Here is a 24,642-nt window from a genome sequence, read left to right on the forward strand (position 1 = left end):
GTAGGACGGGGTTGTTCTAGCTCTCCACATCACCGTCAACGCCTTGCAATGCTTTCACAGTGCCTCCATAGTGAGTCTGGACTGAGCCCGGTGCTGTAGCGCCGGGCTTTTTGCATTATGCGACCGGACCATATGGAACCGGCTCCCTCAAAGACGGCCTAATATGCGTTATCAATTGCCCCCGCGTCGAATCAGCATGAAGCATCTGTTCCCCAGCACCGCCCTCGCTTTTTTCATTGGTCTCGGCTTCGCGTCGATGTCGACCAATACGTTCGCAGCCAATAGCTGGGACAACCTTCAGCCTGATCGCGATGAGGTGATTGCCAGCCTTAACGTCGTCGAGTTGCTCAAGCGCCATCACTACAGCAAGCCGCCGCTGGACGACGCTCGCTCAGTGATCATCTACGACAGCTACCTCAAGCTGCTGGACCCGTCGCGCAGCTACTTCCTGGCCAGCGATATCGCTGAGTTCGACAAGTGGAAGACGCAATTCGACGACTTCCTCAAGAGCGGCGACCTGCAGCCTGGCTTCACTATCTACAAGCGCTACCTGGACCGCGTCAAAGCGCGTCTGGACTTCGCGTTGGGTGAGCTGAACAAAGGCGTCGACAAGCTCGACTTCACCCAGAAAGAAACCCTGCTGGTGGATCGCAAGGACGCCCCTTGGCTGACCAGCACCGCAGCCCTGGACGACCTGTGGCGCAAACGCGTCAAGGACGAAGTGCTGCGCTTGAAGATCGCCGGCAAAGAGCCCAAGGCCATTCAAGAGCTGTTGACCAAGCGCTACAAGAACCAGCTGGCACGCCTGGACCAGACCCGTGCCGAGGATATCTTCCAGGCCTACATCAACACCTTTGCGATGTCCTACGACCCGCACACCAATTATCTGTCGCCAGATAACGCGGAAAATTTCGATATCAATATGAGTCTGTCCCTGGAAGGCATCGGTGCCGTCCTGCAAAGCGACAATGACCAGGTGAAGATCGTACGTCTGGTGCCGGCAGGCCCTGCTGACAAAACCAAGCAAGTGGCACCGGCCGACAAGATCATCGGCGTGGCCCAGGCCGACAAAGAGATGGTCGATGTGGTCGGCTGGCGCCTGGACGAAGTGGTCAAGCTGATCCGTGGGCCTAAAGGCAGCGTGGTGCGCCTGGAAGTGATTCCGCACACCAATGCACCGAACGACCAGACCAGCAAGATCGTGTCCATCACCCGCGAAGCGGTGAAGCTCGAAGACCAGGCCGTGCAGAAGAAAGTCCTCAACCTCAAGCAGGATGGCAAGGACTACAAGCTGGGCGTGATTGAAATCCCGGCCTTCTACCTGGACTTCAAGGCGTTCCGTGCCGGTGATCCAGACTACAAGTCCACCACCCGCGACGTGAAGAAAATCCTCACGGAACTGCAGAAAGAGAAAGTCGACGGCGTGGTCATCGACCTGCGCAATAACGGCGGCGGCTCCCTGCAGGAAGCCACCGAGCTGACCAGCCTGTTTATCGACAAGGGCCCGACCGTGTTGGTACGCAACGCTGACGGCCGTGTCGACGTGCTGGAAGACGAGAACCCGGGGGCCTTCTACAAAGGGCCGATGGCGCTGCTGGTCAACCGCCTCTCGGCTTCGGCCTCGGAGATTTTCGCCGGCGCCATGCAGGACTACCACCGTGCATTGATCATCGGCGGCCAGACCTTCGGCAAAGGCACCGTGCAGACCATCCAGCCGCTGAACCATGGCGAGCTTAAGCTGACACTGGCCAAGTTCTACCGGGTCTCCGGGCAGAGCACCCAGCATCAGGGCGTGCTGCCGGATATCGATTTCCCGTCGATCATCGACACTAAGGAAATCGGCGAAAGTGCCCTGCCTGAAGCCATGCCGTGGGACACCATCCGCCCTGCCATCAAGCCGGCGTCGGATCCGTTCAAGCCGTTCCTGGCTCAGTTGAAGGCTGACCACGACACCCGCTCTGCCAAGGATGCCGAGTTCGTGTTTATCCGCGACAAGCTGGCCCTGGCCAAGAAGCTGATGGAAGAGAAGACCGTCAGCCTCAACGAAGCGGATCGCCGTGCACAGCACTCCAGCATCGAGAATCAGCAACTGGTGCTGGAAAACACCCGCCGCAAGGCCAAGGGTGAAGACCCGCTCAAAGAGCTGAAGAAAGAAGATGAAGACGCGCTGCCGACCGAGGCGGATAAAACCAAGCCGGAAGACGACGCCTACTTGGCCGAGACGGGCCGGATCCTGCTGGATTACTTGAAGATCACCAAGCAGGTGGCCAAGCAATAAATGATGGCGATTTAATGTGATCGCGCCTCGGAGTGTCATCATATAGACATCATTCTGTCGTGAAATAAAAGGACCGCAGGTTTACGCCTGCGGTCCTTTTTTTGATCGAGACCGCCATGACCATGACCGAACAGCTGAATGCATTGGGCTCAATCCTGGCTCAAGGCAGTTTGCACAGCCTGTTCCAACCGATCATCTGCCTGTCAGAGCGGCGCATCCTCGGTTACGAAGCCCTCAGTCGCGGCCCGTCCAACAGCCCGCTGCACTCCCCCGTCGCGCTGTTCTCGGTGGCCAGCCATGCCGGACGCCTGAGCGAGCTGGACATGGCGTGTCGAGAGAGCGCATGCCGGCGCTTCAGCGAGCAGAAACTGCCCGGCAAGCTGTTCCTCAATATCTCGCCGGAATCGTTGATGGAGCACGCGCATCAGCCAGGGCGCACCCTGCAACTGTTGCGCGACTTCGGTATTTCTCCCAGCCACGTGGTGATCGAACTCACCGAGCAGGCGCCCACCGACGATTTCGCGCTGTTGCAAACCGCTTTGCACCACTACCGCGACATGGGGTTTGCCATCGCACTGGATGACTTGGGCGCCGGTTATTCCAGCTTGCGGTTGTGGTCCGAACTGCGCCCGGACTACGTGAAGATCGACCGGCATTTTATCGACGGCATTCACCAGGACGCCCTCAAGCGTGAGTTTGTCGGCTCGATCCTGCAGATCGCCAAGGCGTCCCGCGCCCAGGTGATTGCCGAGGGTATCGAGTTGCCGGAAGAACTGGCGGTGTTGACCGAAATGGGCGTCGACCTGGTCCAGGGCTACCTGCTCTGCCGCCCTCAGGAACAGCCGCCGCAGGAAGCGCGCCTGATGCTGCCCAAGCCGGATAACGCCATGCTGGCCCTCAATGACGAAGGCAGTGACCTGAGCGCCCTGCTCAATGAGCAGCCCGCCGTGGATCAAGACACCGCCACCGCCCAAGTGCTGGAATCGTTCCGCCGCCAGGCCAACCTCAACTCGCTGGCGGTATTGGACGGCTGCGGTCGCCCGGTCGGCATTGTGCACCGACACTCGCTGTCAGACGCGCTGCTCAAGCCATTCGCCACCGACTTGTTCGCGCGCAAACCCATCAGCCGCCTGATGAGCGATGACTTTCTGGCGGTGGAACTGAGCCAGTCCTTGCAGCAGGTCAGCCGCTTATTGACCAGCCGCGCACGGCAACGCATCGAAGAGGATTTCATCATCACCCTGAACGGTGATTATCTGGGGCTGGGCCGGGTTATCGACGTGCTCAAATTGATCACCGAACTGAAAATCCAGCAGGCCCGCTACGCCAACCCGCTGACCTTGCTGCCTGGCAACGTGCCGATCCAGCAATGCCTCACTAGGCTGTTGCAGCAACAGCGCGAGTCGGTGATCTGCTATGTGGATATCGACAGCTTCAAGCCGTTCAACGATATCTACGGCTACGGGCGCGGGGATGAAGTGCTGCTATGCCTGGCGCAGTGCCTGAACGATCGGGTAGACCCCAGCCGCGACTTTGTCGGGCACATTGGCGGCGATGACTTTCTGCTGGTGCTGGGCCCGCAGGATTGGCGCAAGCGCCTCAACCAGCTGCTGGACGACTTCCACACCCAATGCCGACGCTTCTACCGCGCCGAACACCTTGAGGCTGGCTGCTTCGTGGCCCTCAACCGCCAGGGCGCGCGCCAGGAATTTGCATTGCTGTCGCTGTCCATCGGCGTGGTGCACTTGTATCCACAGGCCTGTGCGCAACTCGATGCCAGCCAGTTGGCAGAGCTGGCTTCACAAGCCAAGCACCATGCCAAGGATGTGGCGGGCTACAGCATCCACGTGATCGACAGCATGGACAGCTGCACCCAGGCGCTCTAGGCCTCGGCGGATTCCGGGTACTCGTACTCGAACACCCGCACCACTTCGGATGCATGCCAGGACGCAGCGGCCACACCATCGGAAGGCCCGCTGAACCGCCCCAGGCGCTCCACACACTCAAAAAAACCGGTGCGCGGCAGGCGGCTGGCGCCCTGGCTGATCACCAGGGAACTGCGCAGCGGTTGCTCCGCCTTGGCATCCAGCGCCGCCAGGTGCTCCAAAGCCGCAGCCAGGGTCTGCATGGCCGGCGTGGGGAATTGCAGGCGCTCCAGCAACGCACGATACGTCAGCAAATGGCGCTGGCGACGCGCCTGGTCCAATTCATTGATTAACCCATCCCAGTGTTGACGGCTGATACGTAGGCTCAAGACTCATCCCTCCAACCTGCAACGCCCAATTCCCAGGCCAGGCTGCGGCGAATGGCGGCATCCGGCTGGCGTTCACCACTTTCTATCAATCCAAGATACGAAGGGCTGATACCCACGGTACGCGCCAGGGCCTCGATCGCCAGGCCCTTGGCCTCACGCAGGCCGCGCAGGGCCGCAAGCGGGCGCAGGTCCTGCTCGGTGGCGGTGGGTGCAGCAGAAGGAGAAGCGCGTGGCGGTTGCAACTGACCGGCGGCTTTTAGCAGCGCCTGGTACTGGTCCCATGGCAACACCGCATATTCGGGTTCGCCATCGCGTGAAATGATCTGGATATCCATGACTGCCCCGTAGGATAAAAACACTTACTAAGTAAGTTATTTCCTTCTTAAGAGTGTAATCCTAACAGCCACAAAGGTCGCAGGGGATAGCTGGCGGCATTAGTTTTTTTGCGGGTTTTCCCGGGCCAGTAGCTCAGGCGTCGCAGGCAGCCGCTCAACCACCGCGAGTTTTTCCGGACGTTGCCCATCGCGCCAGGCGCGAAAGGCGCTCAGCTCGCCGCTCAGGGTCTTCATGACCCACGCCAGCACGGCGATGTCGTCGAGCATGCCGAACATGGGGAGAAAATCCGGAATCGCATCAATCGGGCTAAGAAAATACATCAGCCCCGCCACCACCGAGATCAACGCCTTAGGGCTGATCGCACGGTATTCGCCGCGCCAGTAAGCCAGGCACAGGGCCTGCAGCAACTTGAGATCATCCTTGAGCTGGCCGAGCCGATTGCCTTGGCTTGAGCCTTTGGCAGCGACGGCAAACAGCAAGGTTGGCAAACGCCCACGACCGAGCAAGCGCGCGGCCATCGGCAGGAAACGGGTGAAATTGAACGGTGGTTTCATAGGGCACTCCAGTTCCAGGCGACATAAAAGGTTATCCACACAAATTGTGGATAACCTTGTGAACAGAGCCTGTTTTATCGGCTGAAAGCCACGGACTACAAGGCCTACAGTCAGATCGGGCGTTTTTTGCGCACATCAAAAAAACCCAAGAATTCATTGACTTGGCATGTATGTGCGGCTACCCGTGCTCGAGTCTTATATCAGACTGTGTCCGGTTGCGGACGTTCGTTTGGATTTGTAGAGGCTTCAACGTAGGGGCTGGCTTGCCTGCGATTGCCATAAGTCTCTACACAACCCTACAGGCTGTAGCAGCCAACGCAAACCACGATGCGAAGCGAGCCGCTCTTGATCTGCTCTTGATCTTGATCTCAGGCGCCCCGTTAAACCACGCTGGCCGAACGCAGGCTTGAATCCGTGGGTAACCCGGCAGGACGCCGGGTTAGCCGTCCTGGGCCAAGGATGGCCCATGACGGCGGCCCACGGATTCAAGCCGGAGTGAGGGCACACCGAGCCTAAGCGAGGTGCCGAGTGGTGGGGCAAGAGCGTTTTGCTTACTTTTGCGCTTTTCAAAAGTGAGCCGCTGTCAGAGCGGAACCCTAGGTGGCCGTTACCGCAGGAATGGATATGTACTCGGTATAGCTGTGTCGCCTGTCAGGCCGCCTTCGCGAGCAAGCCCGCACAGTTGGATCGTTGGGGTGCCTGGGAGATAGGCGTCGGCTGGCAGGCCGCCATCGCAGGCAAGCCAGCTCCCACAGTTGGATCGTTGGGGTGTCTGGGAGATAGGCTTTGGCTGGCTAGCCGCCATCGCAGGCAAGCCAGCTCCCACAGGGAATTTTGCGTCGTTTGACCAACGCCGAAAACAACAACGCCCCGTCGAGACGGGGCGTTGTGTGTTCAGGCGCCGATTACTTTTTGGCGGCTGGTGCAGCAGGTGCGTCAGCCGCTTCTGCCTTGGCTGGGTCCTTGATGGCCAGCAGCTCCAGGTCAAATACCAGCACCGAGTTGGCCGGGATCGCCGGGCTCGGGCTCTGGGCGCCGTAGGCCAGGTCGGACGGGATGTACAGCTCGACCTTCTCGCCAACGTGCATCAGTTGCAGACCTTCGACCCAACCCGGGATCACGCCGCTGACCGGCAGATCGATCGGGCTACCGCGATCTACGGAGCTGTCAAAGGTAGTGCCGTTGGTGAGCTTGCCGGTGTAGTGAACAGTCACCACGTCGGTTGGCTTAGGCTGGGCGCCGTCGGCCTTCTTCACGATCTTGTACTGCAGGCCGGAAGCGGTGGTGACGACGCCGTCTTTCTTGGCGTTGTCTTCGAGGAATTTCTTGCCAGCGGCTGCCGACTCTTCGCTCATTTTGGTCATGCGTTCTTCAGCACGCTTTTGCAGTGCGGCAAACGCCTCAACAAGCTCATCGTCCTTGAGCTTCTGCTCTTTCTTGCCGACGGCATCTTCGATGCCCTGAGCAACAGCTTTGGAGTCCAGGTCGTCCATGCCTTCTTGGGCAAGGCTCTTGCCCATGTTCAGGCCGATGCCGTAGGAAGCTTTCTGCGCCGGGGTTTTCAGCTCTACGCTGGTCTGCGAATCACAACCCGCAAGTACCAGGCTAACCAGGGCCACCGCCGCCGCCAACCGATGCTGTTTCATGCTATTTCCTTGTTCATGCGCCATAAGGGCATTCGAATAAAGTCGCGAGCTTATCAGGCGGCCACGACCAATGGCTACCGGCATGTGAGCAGGAAACTTCTGATAAGTTCACGTGTTTAAAAGCATTTCCCTTTATCATGGGGCCCCGCGACGGATCGCGGGACCGCCTGATAGCGGGCCAATTGCTACTTGCCGCACCTGTGGCGCAGTGGCATAACAACGCGACAATTCGACAAGGATAGTTATCTTGCGCATTTTTTCCCGTGTTTTACTCCTGATACTGATCGCACTGGGCCTGATTCTGGCCGTGGTGCTCTACTACACCCTCAACCCCAAGCTGCCGGATTATGTGCCCGTAAAGCAGGTGCACTACCAGGAGCAATGGAGTGCCGACGACCGTCAGACCTACTACTTCACGCCCCAGGGCACCCAAGTAAAAGGCCTGCACTACGACTGGTTCACCGCCCTGGAACTGCCGTTTTCCGAGCAACGCTTTGCCGCGCCGGAGTACCTGGCGCGCTTTGGCTTCCTGGTCGACCCCAAGCAGACGCCCACCGCGCAAAACCCTGGCAACCTGCCGGTAGGTTTCGCCCGGCACCAGAACGCCGATAGCAAGGCTCAGTACCTGGATATCACCTGTGCGGCCTGCCACACCGGCGAATTGCACTTCAAGGGCCAGGCCCTGCGCATCGACGGTGGCTCGGCGCAACACGTACTGCCCTCCAGCGTTCCCACGTTGCGCGGCGGCAGTTTCGGCCAGGCCTTGGTCGCCAGCCTGGCTGCTACCTATTACAACCCATGGAAGTTCGAGCGCTTTGCCCACAAGGTGCTGGGGGATCAGTACGATGCGCAGCGCGATCAACTGCGCAAAGACTTCAAACAATCGCTGAACCAGTTCCTAAAAGTCGCCTGGAATGACACCCATCGCGGCCTTTACCCCACCGAAGAAGGCCCAGGCCGTACTGACGCCTTTGGGCGCATCGCCAACGCCAGTTTTGGCGACGCTATTTCCCCAGACAATTATCGCGTCGCCAATGCGCCGGTGGACTACCCGCAGCTGTGGGATATCTGGACCTTCGACTGGGTGCAGTGGAATGGCTCGGCCCAGCAGCCCATGGCGCGCAATATCGGCGAAGCCCTTGGTGTAGGCGCGACCCTGGCGTTCTTCGACGCAGCCGGGCAACCGCTCAAAGGCGATGCCCGCTACCCGTCCAGCGTACGGGTGCGCGACCTGCACCTGATCGAAGAGACCCTGCAACGGCTCAAGCCGCCGACCTGGCCGCAAGACTTGTTCGGTGCCATCGACAAACCCCTCGCCGCCCAGGGCCGCGCACTCTTTGCCGAGAACTGCGCCGGCTGCCACCTGCCCACCGTTACCCAAGAAAACGGCCGCCCGGTGCAGCAGTTGAAAATGCTGCCGGTGGACTACATTGGCACCGACCCCGGCACGGCCAACAACATTGCCGACCAACGCTATGACCTCAGTGCCCTGCAATGGGACCCGGCCGAACTGGCCCGGCTCAATGTCGAACTGCACCCCACCCCCACCGCGCCGCTGGACCTGAAAAAAATGTCGGTGGCCCAAGGCCTGGCCTATGTCACCGCCTTCGTCGAAGAACACGCCTACCGTGCGGCCGGCGTCACCCCGGCCGAGCGCCCAGGCCTGGACGGGTTCGGCCTGCCCATCGGCGTGCGCGAGTTGCGCGCCTACAAGGCGCGACCGTTGGCCGGCGTATGGGCCACCCCGCCGTTCCTGCACAACGGTTCGGTGCCGACAATCTACCAACTGCTCTCGCCCCAGGACGAACGCAGCACCACCTTCTATAAAGGCACCTTCAACTACGACCCGCGTCACCTGGGGTTTGAGACCAGCGCCTTCAAGAATGCCTTCCTGTTCGACACCAAGATCACCGGCAACCACAACAGCGGCCACGAATTCCGTGCCGGCGAACGTGGCAATGGCGTTATCGGCCGTGGCCTGCTGCCGCAGGAACGCTGGGCGCTGCTCGAATACCTCAAAGTGCTGGGCGGCCCGCTGGAGCAACAACTGCCATGATTATCCGATCGCAAAACAAGGACCGCTCCATGCTTGCTCGTCTCTGGCTGCGCCTTGGCGCCTTTGTGGGTAAAACCCTGCTGTGGCTGCTGGGCCTGGGCCTGCTGGGGTGGGTGTTGGCCACGGCCTGGTTCGCCTGGCAGCACCGGGGCCCGGTGTCGGTGAAAGAACAGATCCCGCCGGGTGAAGCGGCGATGACCCAAGGCATCATCCAGACCGCCGTGCGCATCGTTGACCAGCATCGCGAAGGCACTCGCTACCTGCGTGATGCCCATGCCAAGGCCCATGGATGCGTGAAAGCCGAGGTCAACGTCCTGGCGGATCTCGACCCGGCCTTGCGCCAGGGTGTGTTCGCCGAGCCAGGCAAGACCTGGCAGGCGACGATGCGCCTGTCCAACGGCAATGCCTACCCGCAATTCGACAGCATCCGCGATGCCCGCGGCATGGCGATCAAGCTGTTGGATGTGCCGGGCAAGCAACTGATGGCCGACCAGCAAGCGCGCACCGAGCAGGATTTCGTGATGTTCAGCCATCCGAACTTCTTTGTCAGCGATGTTGCGGAATACGCGCAGAACATCGGTGCGCAAGCGGACGGCAAGAAGGTCCTGGCGTTCTTTCCCAAGCTCGACCCGCGCAGCTGGCAAGTACGTCACCTGTTTATCGCCCTGGCAACCCTGGCGCCCGCACCGGCCAGCCCGACGCAGACGACTTACTTTTCAGTGTCGCCTTATAAGTTTGGTGCGGCCAACGCCAAGTTTCGCGTCGCGCCCGACCCGCAAAGCTGCCCGGATTATGTACTGCCCAAACAGAACCAGGACCTGCCCAACTTCCTGCGCAGCGCGCTCAACCAGCAACTGTCCACCGACCGTGTAGATGCGTGTTTTGTGCTGCAGATCCAGCGGCAAAACCCGCAGGCCTTCATGCCCATCGAAGACACCAGCATCGAATGGAAGGAAAGCGACGCACCGTATGAAACCGTGGCCAAGGTCAGGATTCCCGCCCAGGACTTCGACACGCCGGCGCAGAACCTGGCGTGCGATAACCAGTCGTTCAACCCCTGGTTCGGTTTGGAGGCGCACCGCCCCATCGGCGGCATCAACCGCTTGCGCAAAGCGGTGTACGAAGCCGTCAGCGACTACCGCCACAGCCGCAACGCACCGTAAGGTGCGTTAAATCGCAGGCGAAAAAAAACCCGCTCAATGAGCGGGTTTCTTGTGGCTACCTGGCGTTCAGTGTTCCAGGTTACCGAATATGGCGCAGCGGACGGGACTCGAACCCGCGACCCCCGGCGTGACAGGCCGGTATTCTAACCGACTGAACTACCGCTGCGCGTAACACATGAAGCGAATGGTGGGTGATGACGGGATCGAACCGCCGACATTCTGCTTGTAAGGCAGACGCTCTCCCAGCTGAGCTAATCACCCTTCGTTTCGGTGTGGGCGCATCATACACCAAAAAATCGTAATGTCTTGATTTAAATGCAATTTATTTAAAAAAAGTTTAGCGCACGATTTTTTGCCATATTTCGGACAGAAAAAAGCCCGCTCGATGAGCGGGCTTTCTGTGGTTACCTGGCGTTCAGCGTTCCAGGTGACCGAATATGGCGCAGCGGACGGGACTCGAACCCGCGACCCCCGGCGTGACAGGCCGGTATTCTAACCGACTGAACTACCGCTGCGCGTAACACATGAAGCGAATGGTGGGTGATGACGGGATCGAACCGCCGACATTCTGCTTGTAAGGCAGACGCTCTCCCAGCTGAGCTAATCACCCTTCGTTTCGGTGTGGCGCGCATTCTACGGAGCGACCTTAAGTCTGGCAAGCACTTTCTTAAATCTTTTTTTTCAGCCCTTCCAATGGCTTAGGCAGGGTTGGCCTGCGGCGTGATCAAGAGAATAATGCCCCCCTTTGTATAGAGGAGAGACTCACCCCATGTGGTTCAAGAACCTGCTTATCTATCGCCTGACCCAAGATCTGCCTGTTGATGCCGAGGCGTTGGAAGCGGCCATGGCCACCAAACTGGCGCGCCCTTGTGCAAGCCAAGAGTTGACCACTTACGGTTTCGTCGCACCTTTCGGTAAAGGTGAAGATGCTCCCCTGGTTCACGTCAGCGGCGATTTCCTGCTGATCGCCGCCCGCAAGGAAGAACGCATCCTGCCGGGTAGCGTGGTGCGTGATGCACTTAAAGAGAAAGTCGAAGAGATCGAAGCCGAGCAGATGCGCAAGGTCTATAAGAAGGAGCGCGACCAGATCAAGGATGAAATCATCCAGGCCTTCCTGCCCCGCGCCTTTATCCGTCGCTCGTCGACCTTCGCTGCGATCGCGCCGAAACAGGGCCTGATCCTGGTCAACTCGGCCAGCCCCAAGCGCGCCGAAGACCTGCTCTCCACCCTGCGCGAAGTGATCGGCACCCTGCCCGTCCGCCCGCTGACGGTAAAAACCGCCCCGACTGCGATCATGACCGACTGGGTTACCACCCAGAAACCGGCCGACGACTTCTTCGTCCTCGACGAATGCGAACTGCGTGACACCCACGAAGACGGCGGCATCGTGCGTTGCAAGCGTCAGGACCTGACCAGCGAAGAGATCCAACTGCACCTGACCACCGGCAAGGTCGTGACCCAACTGTCCCTGGCGTGGCAGGACAAGTTGTCCTTCATGCTCGACGACAAGATGACCGTCAAGCGCCTGAAGTTCGAAGACCTGCTGCAAGACCAGGCGGAACAGGACGGTGGTGATGAAGCCCTGGGCCAACTGGATGCCAGCTTTACCTTGATGATGCTGACCTTCGGCGATTTCCTGCCAGCGTTGGTGGAAGCACTGGGCGGCGAAGAGACACCACAGGGCATCTAAGCCATGTGAAAATCAAAATGTGGGAGCGGGCTTGCTCGCGAAAGCGGTGTATCAGTCAGTATATATGGTGACTGATTCACCGCTTTCGCGAGCAAGCCCGCTCCCACATTTGATTGCATTCACACCTTAAGAATCTAATAACAAGGACCTCCCCATGCGCGCACTCGCCGCCTTGAGCCGCTTCGTCGGCAACACCTTCGCCTACTGGGTGTTGATCTTCGCCGTCGTCGCCTTTCTCCAACCCAGCTGGTTCATCGGCCTGAAAAGCGCCATCGTCCCACTGCTGGGCCTGGTGATGTTCGGCATGGGGTTGACCTTGAAACTGGAAGACTTCGCCGAAGTCGCTCGCCACCCCTGGCGCGTGGCGCTGGGCGTGGTCGCGCATTTCGTGATCATGCCGGGCGTGGCATGGTTGCTGTGCCAGGCGTTCCATTTGCCAGCGGAAATTGCCGTTGGCGTGATCCTGGTCGGCTGTTGCCCAAGTGGCACGTCGTCCAACGTGATGACCTGGCTGGCACGGGGTGACCTGGCGTTATCGGTGGCGATTGCCGCGGTCACCACCCTCCTCGCGCCGCTGCTCACACCGGCATTGATCTGGCTGCTGGCCTCGGCCTGGCTGCCGGTGTCGTTCATGGAGCTGTTCTGGTCGATCCTGCAAGTAGTGCTGCTGCCGATCGTACTGGGTGTGGTCGCGCAGCGTTTACTCGGTGATCGAGTACGGCACGCGGTGGACGTGCTGCCACTGGTGTCGGTGGTCAGCATTGTGATCATCGTCGCGGCCGTGGTCGCCGCAAGCCAAGGCAAGATTGCCGAGTCGGGCCTGCTGATCATGGCCGTGGTGATGCTGCACAACAGCTTCGGTTACCTGCTGGGCTACTTCACCGGGCGCCTGTTCAAGTTGCCCCTGGCGCAACGCAAGTCGCTGGCCCTGGAAGTGGGCATGCAGAACTCCGGGCTGGGCGCCGCCTTGGCCAGTGCACACTTTTCGCCGCTGGCGGCAGTGCCCAGTGCGCTCTTCAGCGTCTGGCACAATATTTCCGGGGCGTTGCTGTCGACCTACTTCCGGCGCATGAGCGAGAAGGAAGACCGTCGCGCGCTGGAAACCACGCCGTAGCTTGATCGCCTGGTCCAATTTCGGCACTCTACCGAACTTCGCGGGGACGACCTCGCGACGCTATCAAGCGCTTACCCGGGGACGACCCCACTTTGATAGAAGCGAGGTCATCATGTCCTGGATCATTCTGTTTTTTGCCGGGTTGTTTGAAGTGGGCTGGGCCGTCGGCCTGAAGTACACCGACGGGTTCAGCAAGCCGCTGCCCACCGCCCTGACGATTGCCGCCATGGCCGTCAGCCTTGGGCTATTGGGGCTGGCCATGAAGGAACTGCCGCTGGGTACCGCCTATGCCATCTGGACCGGCGTCGGTGCCGTGGGCACCGTGATTGCCGGGATTATCCTGTTCGGAGAATCCATGGCGCTGTTTCGGTTGGCCAGTGTGGCGTTGATTATTTGCGGGCTGATTGGCCTCAAAATCTCGACTTAAGCCACTACCGCTATCGCAGGCAAGCCAGCTCCCACATTTGACTGTATTCACAATTCAAAAGGTGGGAGCTGGCTTGCCTGCGATGAGGCCCCGACAAACAACCACAAACTACCTGACACTCCCCCGCAAACCACCCACCACAACCTGCAACTGCTCAGGCGTCGCCGCCTCCACAGTCACCGGCTCACCCGCCACCAACACCACCCGCGACCAGATCCGATGGAAAAAGCCCTTGTTAGGATCGCGGCTGAAGAAACTCCCCCACAACCCCTGCAACGCCATCGGGATCACCGGCACAGGCGTCTCCTCCAGGATGCGTGTCACCCCACCGCGAAACTCATTCATCTCGCCATCGGCGGTCAGCTTGCCTTCCGGGAAGATGCACACCAACTCGCCGTCCTTGAGGTACTGAGCAATCCGCGCGAACGCCTTTTCGTAGATCTGAATGTCTTCATGGCGACCGGCAATCGGAATCGCCCCGGCGGTGCGGAAGATAAAGTTGAGCACCGGCAAGCGGTAGATCTTGTAGTACATGACAAAGCGAATCGGCCGACGTACTGCACCGCCAATCAACAGCGCATCGACAAACGACACATGGTTGCACACCAGCAACGCCGCGCCTTCATCCGGGATGGCTTGCAGGTTGCGATGCTCCACGCGGTACATGGAATGGCTGAGCAGCCAGATCATGAAGCGCATGGTGAACTCGGGGACGATCTTAAAGATGTAAGTGTTAACCGCGATGTTGAGCAGCGACACCACCAGGAACAACTCGGGGATCGACAGCTTGGCCACGCTCAACAGCAGGATCGAAACGATGGCCGAGACCACCATGAACAGTGCATTGAGGATGTTGTTGGCCGCGATCACCCGAGCTCGTTCGTTCTCGGCGGTGCGCGACTGGATCAGCGCATACAGCGGCACGATGTAAAAGCCGCCGAACACACCCAGGCCGAGGATATCAAGCAGCACCCACCACGCCTGGCCGTAGCTGAGCACCGCGAGCCAATCGTTGGCTTGCACGTTCTGCGGAAAGCCGCCGGAGTGCCACCACAGCAGCAGGCCGAACACAGTCAGGCCAAACGAGCCAAACGGCACCAGGCCGATTTCCACCTTACGCCCGGAGAGTTTTTCGCACAGCATCGAGCCCAGGGCGATGCCCACCGAAAACACCGTGAGGATCAAGGTCACCACGGTTTCGTCGCCGTACAACCATTCCTTGGCATAGGCCGGGATTTGCGTGAGGTAGATCGCGCCGACAAACCAGAACCATGAGTTGCCGACAATCGAGCGCGACACAGCAGGCGTCTGCCCCAGGCCCATGCGCAACGTTGCCCAGGACTGCGTGAAGATATTCCAGTCCAGGCGCAGTTGAGGTGTCGACGCCGCCGCGCGGGGGATGCTGCGGCTGGCCAGGTAGCCCAGCACCGCCACGGCCACAATCGCCACCGCCACCACCGGCGCGTAATGGGTGGAAGACATCATGATCCCGGCGCCGATGGTGCCGGCCAGAATCGCCAGGAACGTGCCCATCTCTACCAGTCCGTTACCACCGACCAACTCATCGTCGTGCAATGCCTGGGGCATGATCGAGTATTTCACCGGGCCGAACAGTGCCGAGTGAGTGCCCATGGCAAACAGCGCCAGCAGCATCAGCTCAAGATGATTGGTCAAAAAACCCGTCGCGCCCACGGCCATGATCACGATCTCGCCGATCTTGATCGCGCGGATCAACGCGTCCTTGTTGAATTTCTCGCCAAACTGCCCGGCCAACGCCGAGAACAGGAAGAACGGCAGGATAAACAACAAGGCGCACAGGTTGACCCAGATGGAGCGGTCGCCCTCGATGGTGAGCTTGTAAAGGATGGCCAGGATCAGCGATTGCTTGAAGATGTTGTCGTTGAACGCGCCCAGCAATTGAGTGATGAAAAACGGCAAGAAGCGCCGCGTGCGCAGCAAGGTAAATTGGGAAGGATGGCTCATCGTCGTCCGTGTTCCTGCGTGGCCTTATTTATCAGGCCACGACTTTACCTAATCCTGCTTACTTATTCGCTAGCCCGGCAATACAAGGCGAAACAAAAAGCTCGCCTTTATAAGCGCCCTGCACGGTGCGCTTGGCCACGATCAGCCACATTAGCGCCAGCGCAACCACCAGCACGCTGCCAAACACACTGAAAAACTCCAGCTGCAACAGGCTCGCCAATTTCAGCGTGGCCAGGGCGTACACCCCCAATGGGAAGGTGAAGCCCCACCAGCCCAGGTTGAACGGGATACCGGCGCGCAGGTAACGCAGGGTGATCAACACCGCAATCAACATCCACCACAAGCCGAAGCCCCACAGGGTGATGCCCGCAATCAGGCCCAGGCCGTGGGCCATTTCACCGACACTGGCCAGGCCATTGGCGGCGAAGATCGCAGGAGCGTCCGTACCGAGCAGCAACATGCCCAGGGCACCGGTGCCGATGGGGCCCAGGGCCAACCAACTCGACGCTGCCATATTGGCGTGAGGCAACTTATGCAAGGCCATGCGCAGCATCAGGATGGTCAGGATGCTGAACGCTACCGGCAGGGAAAACGCCCACAGCACGTAGCTGGTCACCAGCATCACCAGTTGCGAATGGGCATCGGCCAAGTGCGGCGCGAGCAAGCCGCCGCTGGCCGCCGCCACTTCGGCCGCCACCACAGGCAACAGCCAGACGGCAGTCATCTGGTCGATGCTGTGCTCCTGGCGGGTAAACATCATGAACGGGATCAGCACGCCGCAGGCCAGGGACATGGCGACGTCCAGCCACCACAAGGCTTCGGCCAACGGGATCACATCACCGCCCCAGCGCGGCAGACCGAACAGCAGCAAGCCATTAAGAATGGTCGCCAGCCCCATGGGGATGGTGCCGAAAAACATCGAGACGGTGGAGTGCCCGAAGATGCGTCGCGCCTCGTGGAAAAACATCACCCAGCGGGCGGCATACAGCACGCTGAACAGTACAAACAGGCCGATGGTGAACAACCACAAGCCCTCGGCGACAGCGTGCAAGCCTGGCAAGTTGACTGGCAACTGAGCCAAGGCCAGCGCCAGCACACCGGTGCCCATGGTCGCGGCGAACCAGTTCGGGGTGAACTGGCGAATCACTTCCCGCGGACGGGTCAGGTGACTGAAGGGTTTGTAGCGGTGAGTAGTCGAGCAGGTCATGGGTTAATCCTCTTCCTCATTTGAGGTTGAAGCCATGATAGAACCTGATCGAATATCTATATAACGGGTAATATCTCTAACTGTTATCTGTTTTACCTATATAGACCGCAATCATGCGCTCGCCCTTGCCTGCGCCGAGTCGCGCATCAACAAACCAACAAGCGCGCCGAGAGATAGCAAGATAAGCACCGCACCGTAGCCGTCCGTAGTCGCGATCAGGCCAAACACACGGCTCAGGTTACCCGCCAATAACGCCGGTATGCAGAACGCCAGGTAGCTCAATACATAGAACGCCGACATCAGGCCCGCCCGTTCATGGGGCAACGCCAGGCCCACGATACTGCGCACACTGCCCATGAAGCCGCCGCCGAAGCCCAGACCTGCGATCACACTGGCGACAAAGAACAACCACAGGCTGGCGGTGTTTACGGCAACCAGCAGTAACCCCACGCCCACGGCCAGCAGTGCAGCCGACAAGCGCATCACCCTGTCAGCCGCGTGATTGCGCAGGCTGTAGATCATCACCGCGCCGCTCAAGGTCACCACCGCCACCAGCCCGCCGCCGATCAAGTGCGAGGTCGAACCCGTGGCGACACGCACCAACGACGGCGCCAACGAGGAAAAGAACCCACCCAGCGCCCACACGGCCACATTCAATGGCATCGCCAGCCACAACGCGCGCCGCGCTTGCGGCGGCACATGCAGGGTTGGCGCCAGCGACTTCAAGGCGCCCGGTATGCGGCTGACCGTTTCAGGCAGGCGCCACACATACAGCGCCTGCAATACCATCAAGCCCAGCAGGGTGAAATAGATCAATTGGGTTGGCCAGGGCGCGAACTCCACCAGCAGCCCACTGCCCAGGCCACCACTGGCCATGCCGAGCATCGGTGCAAGGCTGTTGAGCATCGGGCCGCGCACGCGGTCGGTGTCGAGCAGCGTCGCACCCAATACCGCGGTCGCCGTGCCGGTCGCGAAACCCTGCAACGCCCGCGCGGCCAGCAGGTAGCTGGTGCTGTCAGCAACGATAAACAGCAACATCGCCACGATATTGAGCAGCAACGCGGCGAAGATCACCGGTTTGCGCCCCAGGTAATCCGAAAGCGACCCTACGGTGAGCAGCGCCGCCAACAGGCTCACGGCATAAACGCCAAAGATGGCCGTGAGCATCGCCGCCGAAAAAAGCAGGTGGTCTTGATACACCTGGTACAACGGCGTCGGCGCGCTGGAGGCAGCGAGAAAGGTCAGCACGGTGATGACCAAAAACGCCAGGCTGGACCGTTGAGAGATGACGCTGGGCATGGGCACGCTCCGCTAAAGCTAATATTTTGCTTTTGTGGAGTGTGCTACTCGCTGGGGCTTAAAGCAAATTCTTTGTGTTAAGGTCTTGCCCATGGCGATCAAAGAAGGCCTCCGCCCGGGGGGCCGTAGTGCCCGGGTACAAGAATCCGTCCACAGGGCGGTGCGCGAACTGCTGGAAAACCATGAGCGGTCCAGCGTCACCGTGCCGATGATTGCGGCATGTGCAGGCGTCACGCCGTCGACCATCTATCGGCGCTGGGGCGATCTGTCAGTACTGCTCGCCGACGTCGCCCTGGCCCGTATGCGCCCCGATACCGAACCGGCCAACACCGGCAGCCTGCGCGGCGACCTGCAAGCCTGGGCCGAGCAATACCTGGATGAGATGAGTTCGGACGTAGGCCGCAACATGATGCGCGACGTGCAAAGCAGCCCCACGCCTGGGTATTGCGTGAGCATCCTGAGTGGGCAGTTGCAGGTGATCGTGGACCGCTACCCGCAGGAACAGCCGCCGAGCGTTGACCATCTGATCAACCTGCTCGCTGCGCCGACAGTGTTTCGTATTCTGTTTTCGGCCCAGCCGTTGGCGGTAGAAGAACTGCACGCCCTGATCGAACTGGCACTGAAGGCTTAAAGACCGGCACATAGCAAATGTGGGAGCGGGCTTGCTCGCGAAGGCGTCGTGTCAGTCAATGCATCAGCAACTGATCTACCGCCTTCGCGAGCAAGCCCGCTCCCACATTTTTTATCGCGTGCTGTCAGCGGCTAGGTACGCATCCCACGCCCACTCACGAGCAACCGCGCACAACCGATATACAAGACGATGGTGGCCACGATCATGAAGGTGATCGCCACACTGATCTTGATATCCGAAACACCCAGAATGCCGTAGCGGAAAGCGTTGACCATATGCAGCACCGGATTGGCCAGGGATACGGTCTGCCAGAACGGCGGCAGCAAGGTGATGGAGTAAAACACCCCGCCCAGGTAGGTCAGCGGCGTCAGCACGAAGGTTGGGATGATGGAAATATCATCGAAGTTGCGTGCAAATACGGCGTTGATAAAGCCCAACAGCGAGAAGATCGTCGCCGTCAGCACTACCACCAGAATAGTGACCCCAAGGTGATGCACCTGCAGGTGGGTAAAGAACAGCGACAGCAGCGTCACGATCACCCCCACCATCAGGCCACGCAACACGCCGCCCAAGGTGTAGCCGATCAGGATGGTATGCGGTGACACCGGCGAGACCATCAGTTCTTCAATGGAGCGCTGGAACTTGCTGCCAAAGAAACTCGACACTACGTTGCCGTAGGAGTTGGTGATCACCGACATCATGATCAGGCCCGGCACGATGTACTCCATGTAGGTGAAACCACCCATGTCGCCGATCTGCCGGCCGATCAGGTTACCGAAGATCACAAAGTACAGGACCATGGTGATCGCCGGCGGCAGCAGGGTCTGCGGCCAGATCCGGGTAAAGCGCTTCACTTCGCGATAGACAATGGTTTGCAGCGCGACGAGGTTGGGTTGCAGTTCAGAACTCATACCGCCACCTTCGCCAGATTTTTCTCCACCAGGGACACGAACAACTCCTCAAGGCGATTGGTTTTATTACGCAGGCTCAGCACTTCGATGTTCTGAGTCGCCAACTGGGTGAACAGCGCGGTGATGCCCATGGCCTTATCTACCTGGACTTCCAGGGTGTGGCTGTCCACCAGCCGGCTGGGGTAGCCAAGCAACTGCGGCGCCACCGACAGGTTGTTCTTCAGGTCGAGCAGGAAGGTTTCCACATGCAACTGGCCCAGCAGGTTGCGCATGCTGGTGTTCTCGACAATGGTGCCGTGGTCGATGATGCCGATGTTGCGGCACAACTGCTCAGCCTCTTCCAGGTAGTGGGTGGTGAGGATGATGGTGATGCCCTTCTCGTTCAGTTCGGTGAGGAAGGTCCACATCGAGCGGCGCAGTTCGATATCCACGCCGGCGGTAGGTTCGTCGAGGATCAACAGGCGCGGCTCATGCACCAGGGCGCGGGCGATCATCAGGCGGCGCTTCATGCCACCGGACAGCGAGCGCGAAGGCACGTCGCGCTTGTCCCACAGGCCCAGTTGGGTCAGGTACTGCTCGGCGCGTTCCTTGGCGACTTTCGCCGGAATGCCGTAGTAGCCAGCCTGGGTCACCACAATGTCGAAGGTCTTTTCGAACTGGTTGAAATTGAATTCCTGGGGCACCACGCCAATGGAGCGCTTGAGCGCCGCCGGAGATTTGTCCAAGTCATGCCCGAAGATATTCACCGTGCCGCTGGTTTTGTTGACCAGGGTCGAGAGAATACCGATGGTGGTGGATTTGCCGGCGCCGTTGGGGCCGAGCAAGGCGAAGAAGTCACCTTCGGCAACGTCCAGATCGATACCACTCAGGGCCTGGAAACCGTTGCCGTAGGTTTTGGTTAGCTGCCGGATGGACAGAGCGGAACTCATATGGGAATACGCACCAAAGAAGGGAATAGAAAGAATAGATGAAGGCACACCCCAGGTAGTTCAACCTGCGATGCAGTGCGAGCATGGTGCGTGCCCATGCCGCACAAGTACAGTCACCCGTATTAATAGTGTGTATTAAGTCAACGCGGTCATCACCGCCTTGCGGTAGGCCGGGCGCTGTTGCAGGCGCTGGTACCAGGCCTCCAGATGGGGCATGGCGGGGCGTTCGATGGGCATCTCGAACCAGGCGTAGATAAAGCAGCCCAAGGGAATATCGCCCATGCCGAACGCCTGGCCGGACAGGTAGGGTTGCTCGGCGAGGGCTTGCTCGACGGTTTTGAGCGCGTCGATACAGGCTTGGCGCCCGGCATTGATACTGTCCCAGTTTTGCTGGTCAGCCGGGGTGCGCACGATGCCCCAGAACACCGCCTTGAACGGGTCGGCGAGCGTGGAAGTGGTCCAGTCCATCCACTTCTCGGCATTGGCCCGGGCTTGCAGGTCGCTGGGGTAAAAGTCCGATGCCTGCTTGGCACACAGGTAACGCACGATGGTGTTGGATTCCCACAGCACAAAGTCGCCATCTTCTATCACCGGCACCCGGCCATTGGGGTTCATGGCCCGGTATTGCGGGGTATCGACCACACCAAAAGCCCCGCCCGCATCAATTGCTTCATAGTCCAGGCCGAGTTCCTCGGCGCACCACAGTGCTTTCCTGACGTTTGATGAATTTTTACGACCCCAGATCTTCAGCATGACCGCGCCTTATCGTTGATGAACATGGCTTGATGAAGGCAGCAGCATACGCCGGTTCAGCCGCGGCTTAAATCGCCCTGCATATCGCCGAGCAAGGTGGGCGCATCGTCGCCAAACAAGTGCGGGTAACACTGGCGGATATGCGCGAAGAAAAATGCTTCGGGCACGTCAGCAAATTGCCCGTGGTCCACCACGTACTCCATCGAACGCTGGCCCTGGCGATTGAACGCGTGGAACACGCTGTCGTGCAGGCCATCGAATTCCAACGGCGGCACGTCGAACACTTCGCACAGTTGCTGGTTGAACGCCGGCGTGGCCTTGACCCAGCGGCCGTTCAGGTAAAGCTCGGTATAACCGTGCATGGCGAACACGTCACTTTTGAGCAGAGCGAGCAGTCGCGGTGTGGACAGGTGGTTGCGCACGTCCGCCAGGCCAATGCGTGCGGGAATGCCGCAGTGGCGCGCGCAAGCGGCGAGCAACGTAGCTTTGGGCACACAGTAGCTTTCGCCGGCCGCCAGGGCGAAGCTGGCGCTCAAGGTGTTGGGGTCACGGCTGAAGGTATAGGGGTTGTAGCGAATGGCCTCACGCACGGCGTAGTAAAGACTGACTGCCTGGTCACTTAAATCCGGGCGGGTTCCGCGATGTTTCTCGGCGAACTCCACCACCACAGGGTGGTCACTATCGATGAAGCGGCTGGGACTCAAGTACGTATTCATGAGCTTGATCTCCGAGGGGAGCCTGGAGTTTAACCACCAGGCCTGCCCGAGAGATAACGACGATTCGGCCAAATGCCGGCGCCGGCTGATGGGTTGCCCAGTACACCTTGTTACACCCTGATCACCCGGCTTGTTCGGATGCCGACTAAGCTCCCTGGTGGTTTCGCCCCTGGTTCACGGAGGATTGAATATGCTGTTGTTGTGGATACTGGTGCTGGTGGTCGGCATTGCCTACCTGGCACACCGCCGTACTGCCCCCCTGCCCGCCCTGGGTGTGGTCGCCGTCTACCTGCTGGCGATGGGCGCCTGGAGCCACGCACCGGGTTGGCTGCTGCTGATCTTCTGGGTGCTCCTGGCCGTGGTGGCCGCGCCGTTGTTGCTGCCTGACCTGCGCCGCCAATACTTCACCAAGCCGCTGTTCAGCTGGTTCCAGAAAGTGCTGCCGCCGATGTCCGAGACCGAGCGCGATGCGATCGATGCCGGCACCGTCTGGTGGGACGGCGAACTGTTCAGTGGCCGCCCCGACTGGGACAAATTGCTGGCCTACCCCAAGGCGCAATTGACCGAGGAAGAGCAGGCGTTTATCGACGGCCCCACCGAAGAACTCTGCGCCATGGTCAGCGACTGGGAAATCGGCCAGGCCATGGACCTGCCGCCGCAAGCCTGGGAACACATCAAGACCCATGGTTTCTTCGCCCTGATCATTCCCAAGGAGTACGGCGGCAAGGGCTTCTCCGCCTATGCCCACTCCCAGGTTGCCATGAAGCTCGCAACCCGTAGCGGTGACCTCGCCTCCACCGTGATGGTCCCCAACTCCCTGGGCCCGGCCGAACTGCTGCTGCACTACGGCACCGAGGAACAACGCAACCACTACCTGCCGCGCCTGGCCCGTGGCGACGACATCCCGTGCTTCGCCCTCACCGGCCCGCTGGCCGGCTCCGATGCGGGCGCCATGCCCGACACCGGGGTGATCTGCAAAGGCGAATGGGAAGGCAAGGAAACCCTCGGCCTGCGCCTGAACTGGGAAAAACGCTACATCACTCTCGGCCCGGTCGCGACCTTGCTTGGCCTGGCCTTCAAGGCCCATGACCCGGACCACCTGCTGGGCGAAGAAGAAGACCTGGGCATCAGCCTCGCGTTGATTCCTACCGACACCCCTGGCGTGGAAATCGGCCGTCGTCACCTGCCGCTTGGCGCCGCCTTCATGAACGGCCCCAACTCCGGCAAAGATGTGTTCATCCCCCTGGAATACCTGATCGGTGGCCAGGAAATGCTCGGCAAGGGCTGGATGATGCTGATGAACTGCCTGTCGGTCGGCCGTTCGATCTCGCTGCCTGCGGTCGGCACCGGCGCCGCCAAGTTCACCAGCCTGGTGACCGGGCAATACGCCCAGGTGCGCGAACAGTTCAACGTGCCGCTGTCGGCCTTCGAAGGCATCCAGGAAGCCCTGGCGCGCATTGGTGGCAACGCCTGGCTGATGGACAGCGCGCGCATGCTCACCGCCAACGCCGTGGACCTGGGCGAGAAGCCGTCTGTGCTGTCGGCGATCCTCAAGTACCACCTGACCGAGCGCGGCCGCGAGTGCATCAGCCACGCCATGGACGTGCACGGCGGCAAGGGCATCATCATGGGGCCCAACAACTACCTGGGCCGCAACTGGCAGGGCGCACCGATCTTCATCACCGTGGAAGGCGCCAATATCCTCTCGCGTAACTTGATGATCTTCGGCCAGGGCGCGATTCGTTGCCATCCCTTCGTACTCAAGGAGATGGCCCTGGCCGGCCGCGAAGACCATGACCAGGCGTTGAAGGAATTCGACGGCCTGCTGATGCAACACATCGGCTTCGCCGTGAGTAACGCTGCCAGCACATTGGTGCTGAACCTGGGCTTGGGGCACTTCGAAAAAGCCCCGGGCAACCGGTTGAGCCAGGGCTACTTCCGTGCCCTGAACCGCCAGGCGGCTGCGTTTGCCCTGCTAGCCGACCTGAGCATGATGTTGCTGGGTGGCGAGCTCAAGCGCCGCGAACGCCTGTCCGCCCGCCTGGGTGATGTGCTCAGCCACATGTACCTGGCCTCGGCGGCGCTCAAGCGTTATCACGACCTGGACTCGCCGGACCATCTGGAGCCGCTGTTTGCCTGGGCCATGGAAGAAAGCCTGGGTGAATCGGAACGTGCACTGGATGAGCTGCTGAGCAACTTCCCGAACAAGGTGCTGGGCTGCCTGCTGCGAGTGATTGTGTTCCCATTCGGGCGTCGTCATACCGGGCCGTCCGACGCGCTGGATGCCGAAGTGGCAGCCGTGATCGGCCGCGCCAAGGGCGACCCGACCCTGGAAGAGTTGCTGGCTGGCTGTTATCGCCCGCAATCGGCAGAAGATCCGGTGGGCGCCCTGCAACATGCCTACGACCTGCTCGGTGCCAGCCATACCTTGCAGAAAAAACTTCACAGTGCGCTCAAGAGCGGCCAGGTCAAACCGGTGGCCGGTGAGCACGCCATCGACGCGGCCTTGCAGGCCGGCGTGCTGCAACCGGCCGAGGCGCAAACTCTGCGCGATGCCGAGGCGGCGCGACGCAAGGTGATCGACGTGGATGATTTCAGCAAGGAAGAGCTGATGCAGGCAGAGGGTAAAGTCCGCTGAGTCGAGCGGTCATATAAAAACGGGCGCGAGAGGCTTATACTCTCGCGCCCGTTTTTG

At 60.2% G+C, this 24,642-nt stretch carries 20 protein-coding genes and 4 tRNA genes; 9 read left to right on the forward strand and 15 right to left on the reverse strand.

Annotated features, from left to right (window positions below; translation table 11 throughout):
- The first annotated feature begins 196 nt into the window (after positions 1 to 196).
- Both CRN80_RS27675 and CRN80_RS27680 read left to right on the forward strand, forming a co-directional pair.
- Complete coding sequence (locus tag CRN80_RS27675; protein ID WP_223816873.1) at positions 197 to 2,278, forward strand: carboxy terminal-processing peptidase; 2,082 nt, start codon at positions 197 to 199, stop codon at positions 2,276 to 2,278.
- Between the two features lie 116 nt (positions 2,279 to 2,394).
- Entirely contained in the window at positions 2,395 to 4,164 is a 1,770-nt protein-coding gene (locus CRN80_RS27680) for a bifunctional diguanylate cyclase/phosphodiesterase (protein WP_032892566.1), read from the forward strand.
- On the opposite strand, the gene CRN80_RS27685 is transcribed toward CRN80_RS27680, so the two are convergent.
- The 4 genes from CRN80_RS27685 to CRN80_RS27715 all read right to left on the reverse strand — a co-directional run bounded on the left by CRN80_RS27685 (position 4,161) and on the right by CRN80_RS27715 (position 7,068).
- Positions 4,161 to 4,532 carry a hypothetical protein gene (locus CRN80_RS27685; protein ID WP_003190138.1) on the reverse strand — a complete coding sequence of 124 codons (372 nt, stop codon included), beginning with the start codon at positions 4,530 to 4,532 and terminating at the stop codon, positions 4,161 to 4,163. The genes CRN80_RS27680 and CRN80_RS27685 overlap by 4 nt on opposite strands.
- Complete coding sequence (locus CRN80_RS27690) at positions 4,529 to 4,867, reverse strand: helix-turn-helix transcriptional regulator (protein WP_032892567.1); 339 nt, start codon at positions 4,865 to 4,867, stop codon at positions 4,529 to 4,531. The genes CRN80_RS27685 and CRN80_RS27690 overlap by 4 nt, the downstream gene beginning before the upstream one ends.
- Before the next feature lie 99 nt (positions 4,868 to 4,966).
- Positions 4,967 to 5,422, reverse strand: a complete 456-nt coding sequence (locus CRN80_RS27695; RefSeq protein ID WP_020301075.1) for a YkvA family protein — start codon at positions 5,420 to 5,422, stop codon at positions 4,967 to 4,969.
- Between the two features lie 905 nt (positions 5,423 to 6,327).
- The gene (locus CRN80_RS27715) at positions 6,328 to 7,068 is read right to left on the reverse strand and encodes an FKBP-type peptidyl-prolyl cis-trans isomerase (protein ID WP_003190133.1); all 741 of its coding nucleotides are present in this window, start codon (positions 7,066 to 7,068) and stop codon (positions 6,328 to 6,330) included.
- A 247-nt stretch (positions 7,069 to 7,315) separates the two neighbouring features.
- Between CRN80_RS27715 and CRN80_RS27720 the strand changes: the two genes are divergently transcribed.
- Positions 7,316 to 9,124: a di-heme-cytochrome C peroxidase gene (locus CRN80_RS27720; protein ID WP_098952183.1), complete on the forward strand. Its 1,809-nt coding sequence runs from the start codon at positions 7,316 to 7,318 to the stop codon at positions 9,122 to 9,124.
- Between the two features lie 29 nt (positions 9,125 to 9,153).
- Complete coding sequence (locus CRN80_RS27725; protein WP_098952705.1) at positions 9,154 to 10,287, forward strand: catalase family protein; 1,134 nt, start codon at positions 9,154 to 9,156, stop codon at positions 10,285 to 10,287.
- 89 nt (positions 10,288 to 10,376) lie between these two features.
- Here CRN80_RS27725 and CRN80_RS27730 read toward each other — a convergent pair.
- The 4 genes from CRN80_RS27730 to CRN80_RS27745 form a co-directional block, all read right to left on the reverse strand.
- Positions 10,377 to 10,453, reverse strand: a tRNA-Asp gene (locus CRN80_RS27730).
- Between the two features lie 19 nt (positions 10,454 to 10,472).
- Positions 10,473 to 10,548: transfer RNA gene (locus CRN80_RS27735), tRNA-Val, on the reverse strand.
- 177 nt (positions 10,549 to 10,725) lie between these two features.
- Positions 10,726 to 10,802, reverse strand: a tRNA-Asp gene (locus tag CRN80_RS27740).
- A 19-nt stretch (positions 10,803 to 10,821) separates the two neighbouring features.
- Positions 10,822 to 10,897: transfer RNA gene (locus CRN80_RS27745), tRNA-Val, on the reverse strand.
- Between the two features lie 159 nt (positions 10,898 to 11,056).
- Between CRN80_RS27745 and rdgC the strand changes: the two genes are divergently transcribed.
- The 3 genes from rdgC to sugE all read left to right on the forward strand — a co-directional run bounded on the left by rdgC (position 11,057) and on the right by sugE (position 13,518).
- Positions 11,057 to 11,977, forward strand: coding sequence for a recombination-associated protein RdgC (rdgC, locus tag CRN80_RS27750; protein WP_020301078.1), 921 nt, complete (start codon positions 11,057 to 11,059; stop codon positions 11,975 to 11,977).
- 154 nt (positions 11,978 to 12,131) lie between these two features.
- Positions 12,132 to 13,091 carry a bile acid:sodium symporter family protein gene (locus CRN80_RS27755; RefSeq protein WP_003190129.1) on the forward strand — a complete coding sequence of 320 codons (960 nt, stop codon included), beginning with the start codon at positions 12,132 to 12,134 and terminating at the stop codon, positions 13,089 to 13,091.
- A 112-nt stretch (positions 13,092 to 13,203) separates the two neighbouring features.
- Positions 13,204 to 13,518 (forward strand): quaternary ammonium compound efflux SMR transporter SugE, encoded by a 315-nt coding sequence (gene sugE, locus CRN80_RS27760; RefSeq protein ID WP_010211634.1) that lies wholly within the window; start codon positions 13,204 to 13,206, stop codon positions 13,516 to 13,518.
- A gap of 108 nt (positions 13,519 to 13,626) precedes the next feature.
- Here sugE and CRN80_RS27765 read toward each other — a convergent pair whose 3' ends face one another.
- The 3 genes from CRN80_RS27765 to CRN80_RS27775 all read right to left on the reverse strand — a co-directional run bounded on the left by CRN80_RS27765 (position 13,627) and on the right by CRN80_RS27775 (position 18,007).
- Entirely contained in the window at positions 13,627 to 15,501 is a 1,875-nt protein-coding gene (locus CRN80_RS27765; RefSeq protein ID WP_098952184.1) for an MFS transporter, read from the reverse strand.
- A gap of 58 nt (positions 15,502 to 15,559) precedes the next feature.
- Positions 15,560 to 16,708 (reverse strand): TDT family transporter, encoded by a 1,149-nt coding sequence (locus CRN80_RS27770; protein ID WP_098952186.1) that lies wholly within the window; start codon positions 16,706 to 16,708, stop codon positions 15,560 to 15,562.
- Between the two features lie 111 nt (positions 16,709 to 16,819).
- Positions 16,820 to 18,007 carry an MFS transporter gene (locus CRN80_RS27775; protein WP_098952188.1) on the reverse strand — a complete coding sequence of 396 codons (1,188 nt, stop codon included), beginning with the start codon at positions 18,005 to 18,007 and terminating at the stop codon, positions 16,820 to 16,822.
- Positions 18,008 to 18,098: 91 nt separating this feature from the next.
- Here CRN80_RS27775 and CRN80_RS27780 point away from each other — a divergent pair, with 91 nt between their 5' ends.
- Positions 18,099 to 18,638 (forward strand): TetR/AcrR family transcriptional regulator, encoded by a 540-nt coding sequence (locus CRN80_RS27780; RefSeq protein WP_032892573.1) that lies wholly within the window; start codon positions 18,099 to 18,101, stop codon positions 18,636 to 18,638.
- Between the two features lie 131 nt (positions 18,639 to 18,769).
- On the opposite strand, the gene CRN80_RS27785 is transcribed toward CRN80_RS27780, so the two are convergent.
- The 4 genes from CRN80_RS27785 to CRN80_RS27800 all read right to left on the reverse strand — a co-directional run bounded on the left by CRN80_RS27785 (position 18,770) and on the right by CRN80_RS27800 (position 21,947).
- A complete protein-coding gene (locus CRN80_RS27785; protein ID WP_003190115.1) occupies positions 18,770 to 19,549 on the reverse strand; it encodes an ABC transporter permease in 780 nt (259 codons plus the stop codon).
- Complete coding sequence (locus CRN80_RS27790; protein WP_014717781.1) at positions 19,546 to 20,478, reverse strand: ABC transporter ATP-binding protein; 933 nt, start codon at positions 20,476 to 20,478, stop codon at positions 19,546 to 19,548. The genes CRN80_RS27785 and CRN80_RS27790 overlap by 4 nt, the downstream gene beginning before the upstream one ends.
- A gap of 135 nt (positions 20,479 to 20,613) precedes the next feature.
- Positions 20,614 to 21,231, reverse strand: coding sequence for a glutathione S-transferase family protein (locus tag CRN80_RS27795; protein ID WP_032892575.1), 618 nt, complete (start codon positions 21,229 to 21,231; stop codon positions 20,614 to 20,616).
- Between the two features lie 56 nt (positions 21,232 to 21,287).
- Positions 21,288 to 21,947, reverse strand: coding sequence for a transglutaminase family protein (locus CRN80_RS27800; protein WP_032892576.1), 660 nt, complete (start codon positions 21,945 to 21,947; stop codon positions 21,288 to 21,290).
- Between the two features lie 190 nt (positions 21,948 to 22,137).
- Here CRN80_RS27800 and CRN80_RS27805 point away from each other — a divergent pair, with 190 nt between their 5' ends.
- Entirely contained in the window at positions 22,138 to 24,585 is a 2,448-nt protein-coding gene (locus CRN80_RS27805) for an acyl-CoA dehydrogenase (protein WP_098952190.1), read from the forward strand.
- Positions 24,586 to 24,642 lie beyond the last annotated feature (57 nt).

It is taken from the genome of Pseudomonas sp. FDAARGOS_380 (genome assembly GCF_002591235.1).
Classification (GTDB): domain Bacteria; phylum Pseudomonadota; class Gammaproteobacteria; order Pseudomonadales; family Pseudomonadaceae; genus Aquipseudomonas; species Aquipseudomonas salmasensis.

Coding starts and splice junctions, on each gene's coding strand:
- CRN80_RS27795 (WP_032892575.1), bottom strand. CDS start 21,231: ATGCTGAAGATCTGGGGTCGTAAAAATTCATCAAACGTCAGGAAAGCA.
- CRN80_RS27755 (WP_003190129.1), top strand. CDS start 12,132: ATGCGCGCACTCGCCGCCTTGAGCCGCTTCGTCGGCAACACCTTCGCC.
- CRN80_RS27715 (WP_003190133.1), bottom strand. CDS start 7,068: ATGAAACAGCATCGGTTGGCGGCGGCGGTGGCCCTGGTTAGCCTGGTA.
- CRN80_RS27790 (WP_014717781.1), bottom strand. CDS start 20,478: ATGAGTTCCGCTCTGTCCATCCGGCAGCTAACCAAAACCTACGGCAAC.
- CRN80_RS27680 (WP_032892566.1), top strand. CDS start 2,395: ATGACCATGACCGAACAGCTGAATGCATTGGGCTCAATCCTGGCTCAA.
- CRN80_RS27780 (WP_032892573.1), top strand. CDS start 18,099: ATGGCGATCAAAGAAGGCCTCCGCCCGGGGGGCCGTAGTGCCCGGGTA.
- CRN80_RS27725 (WP_098952705.1), top strand. CDS start 9,154: ATGCTTGCTCGTCTCTGGCTGCGCCTTGGCGCCTTTGTGGGTAAAACC.
- CRN80_RS27770 (WP_098952186.1), bottom strand. CDS start 16,708: ATGACCTGCTCGACTACTCACCGCTACAAACCCTTCAGTCACCTGACC.
- CRN80_RS27695 (WP_020301075.1), bottom strand. CDS start 5,422: ATGAAACCACCGTTCAATTTCACCCGTTTCCTGCCGATGGCCGCGCGC.
- CRN80_RS27690 (WP_032892567.1), bottom strand. CDS start 4,867: ATGGATATCCAGATCATTTCACGCGATGGCGAACCCGAATATGCGGTG.
- sugE (WP_010211634.1), top strand. CDS start 13,204: ATGTCCTGGATCATTCTGTTTTTTGCCGGGTTGTTTGAAGTGGGCTGG.
- CRN80_RS27675 (WP_223816873.1), top strand. CDS start 197: ATGAAGCATCTGTTCCCCAGCACCGCCCTCGCTTTTTTCATTGGTCTC.
- rdgC (WP_020301078.1), top strand. CDS start 11,057: ATGTGGTTCAAGAACCTGCTTATCTATCGCCTGACCCAAGATCTGCCT.
- CRN80_RS27775 (WP_098952188.1), bottom strand. CDS start 18,007: ATGCCCAGCGTCATCTCTCAACGGTCCAGCCTGGCGTTTTTGGTCATC.
- CRN80_RS27805 (WP_098952190.1), top strand. CDS start 22,138: ATGCTGTTGTTGTGGATACTGGTGCTGGTGGTCGGCATTGCCTACCTG.
- CRN80_RS27785 (WP_003190115.1), bottom strand. CDS start 19,549: ATGAGTTCTGAACTGCAACCCAACCTCGTCGCGCTGCAAACCATTGTC.
- CRN80_RS27765 (WP_098952184.1), bottom strand. CDS start 15,501: ATGAGCCATCCTTCCCAATTTACCTTGCTGCGCACGCGGCGCTTCTTG.
- CRN80_RS27800 (WP_032892576.1), bottom strand. CDS start 21,947: ATGAATACGTACTTGAGTCCCAGCCGCTTCATCGATAGTGACCACCCT.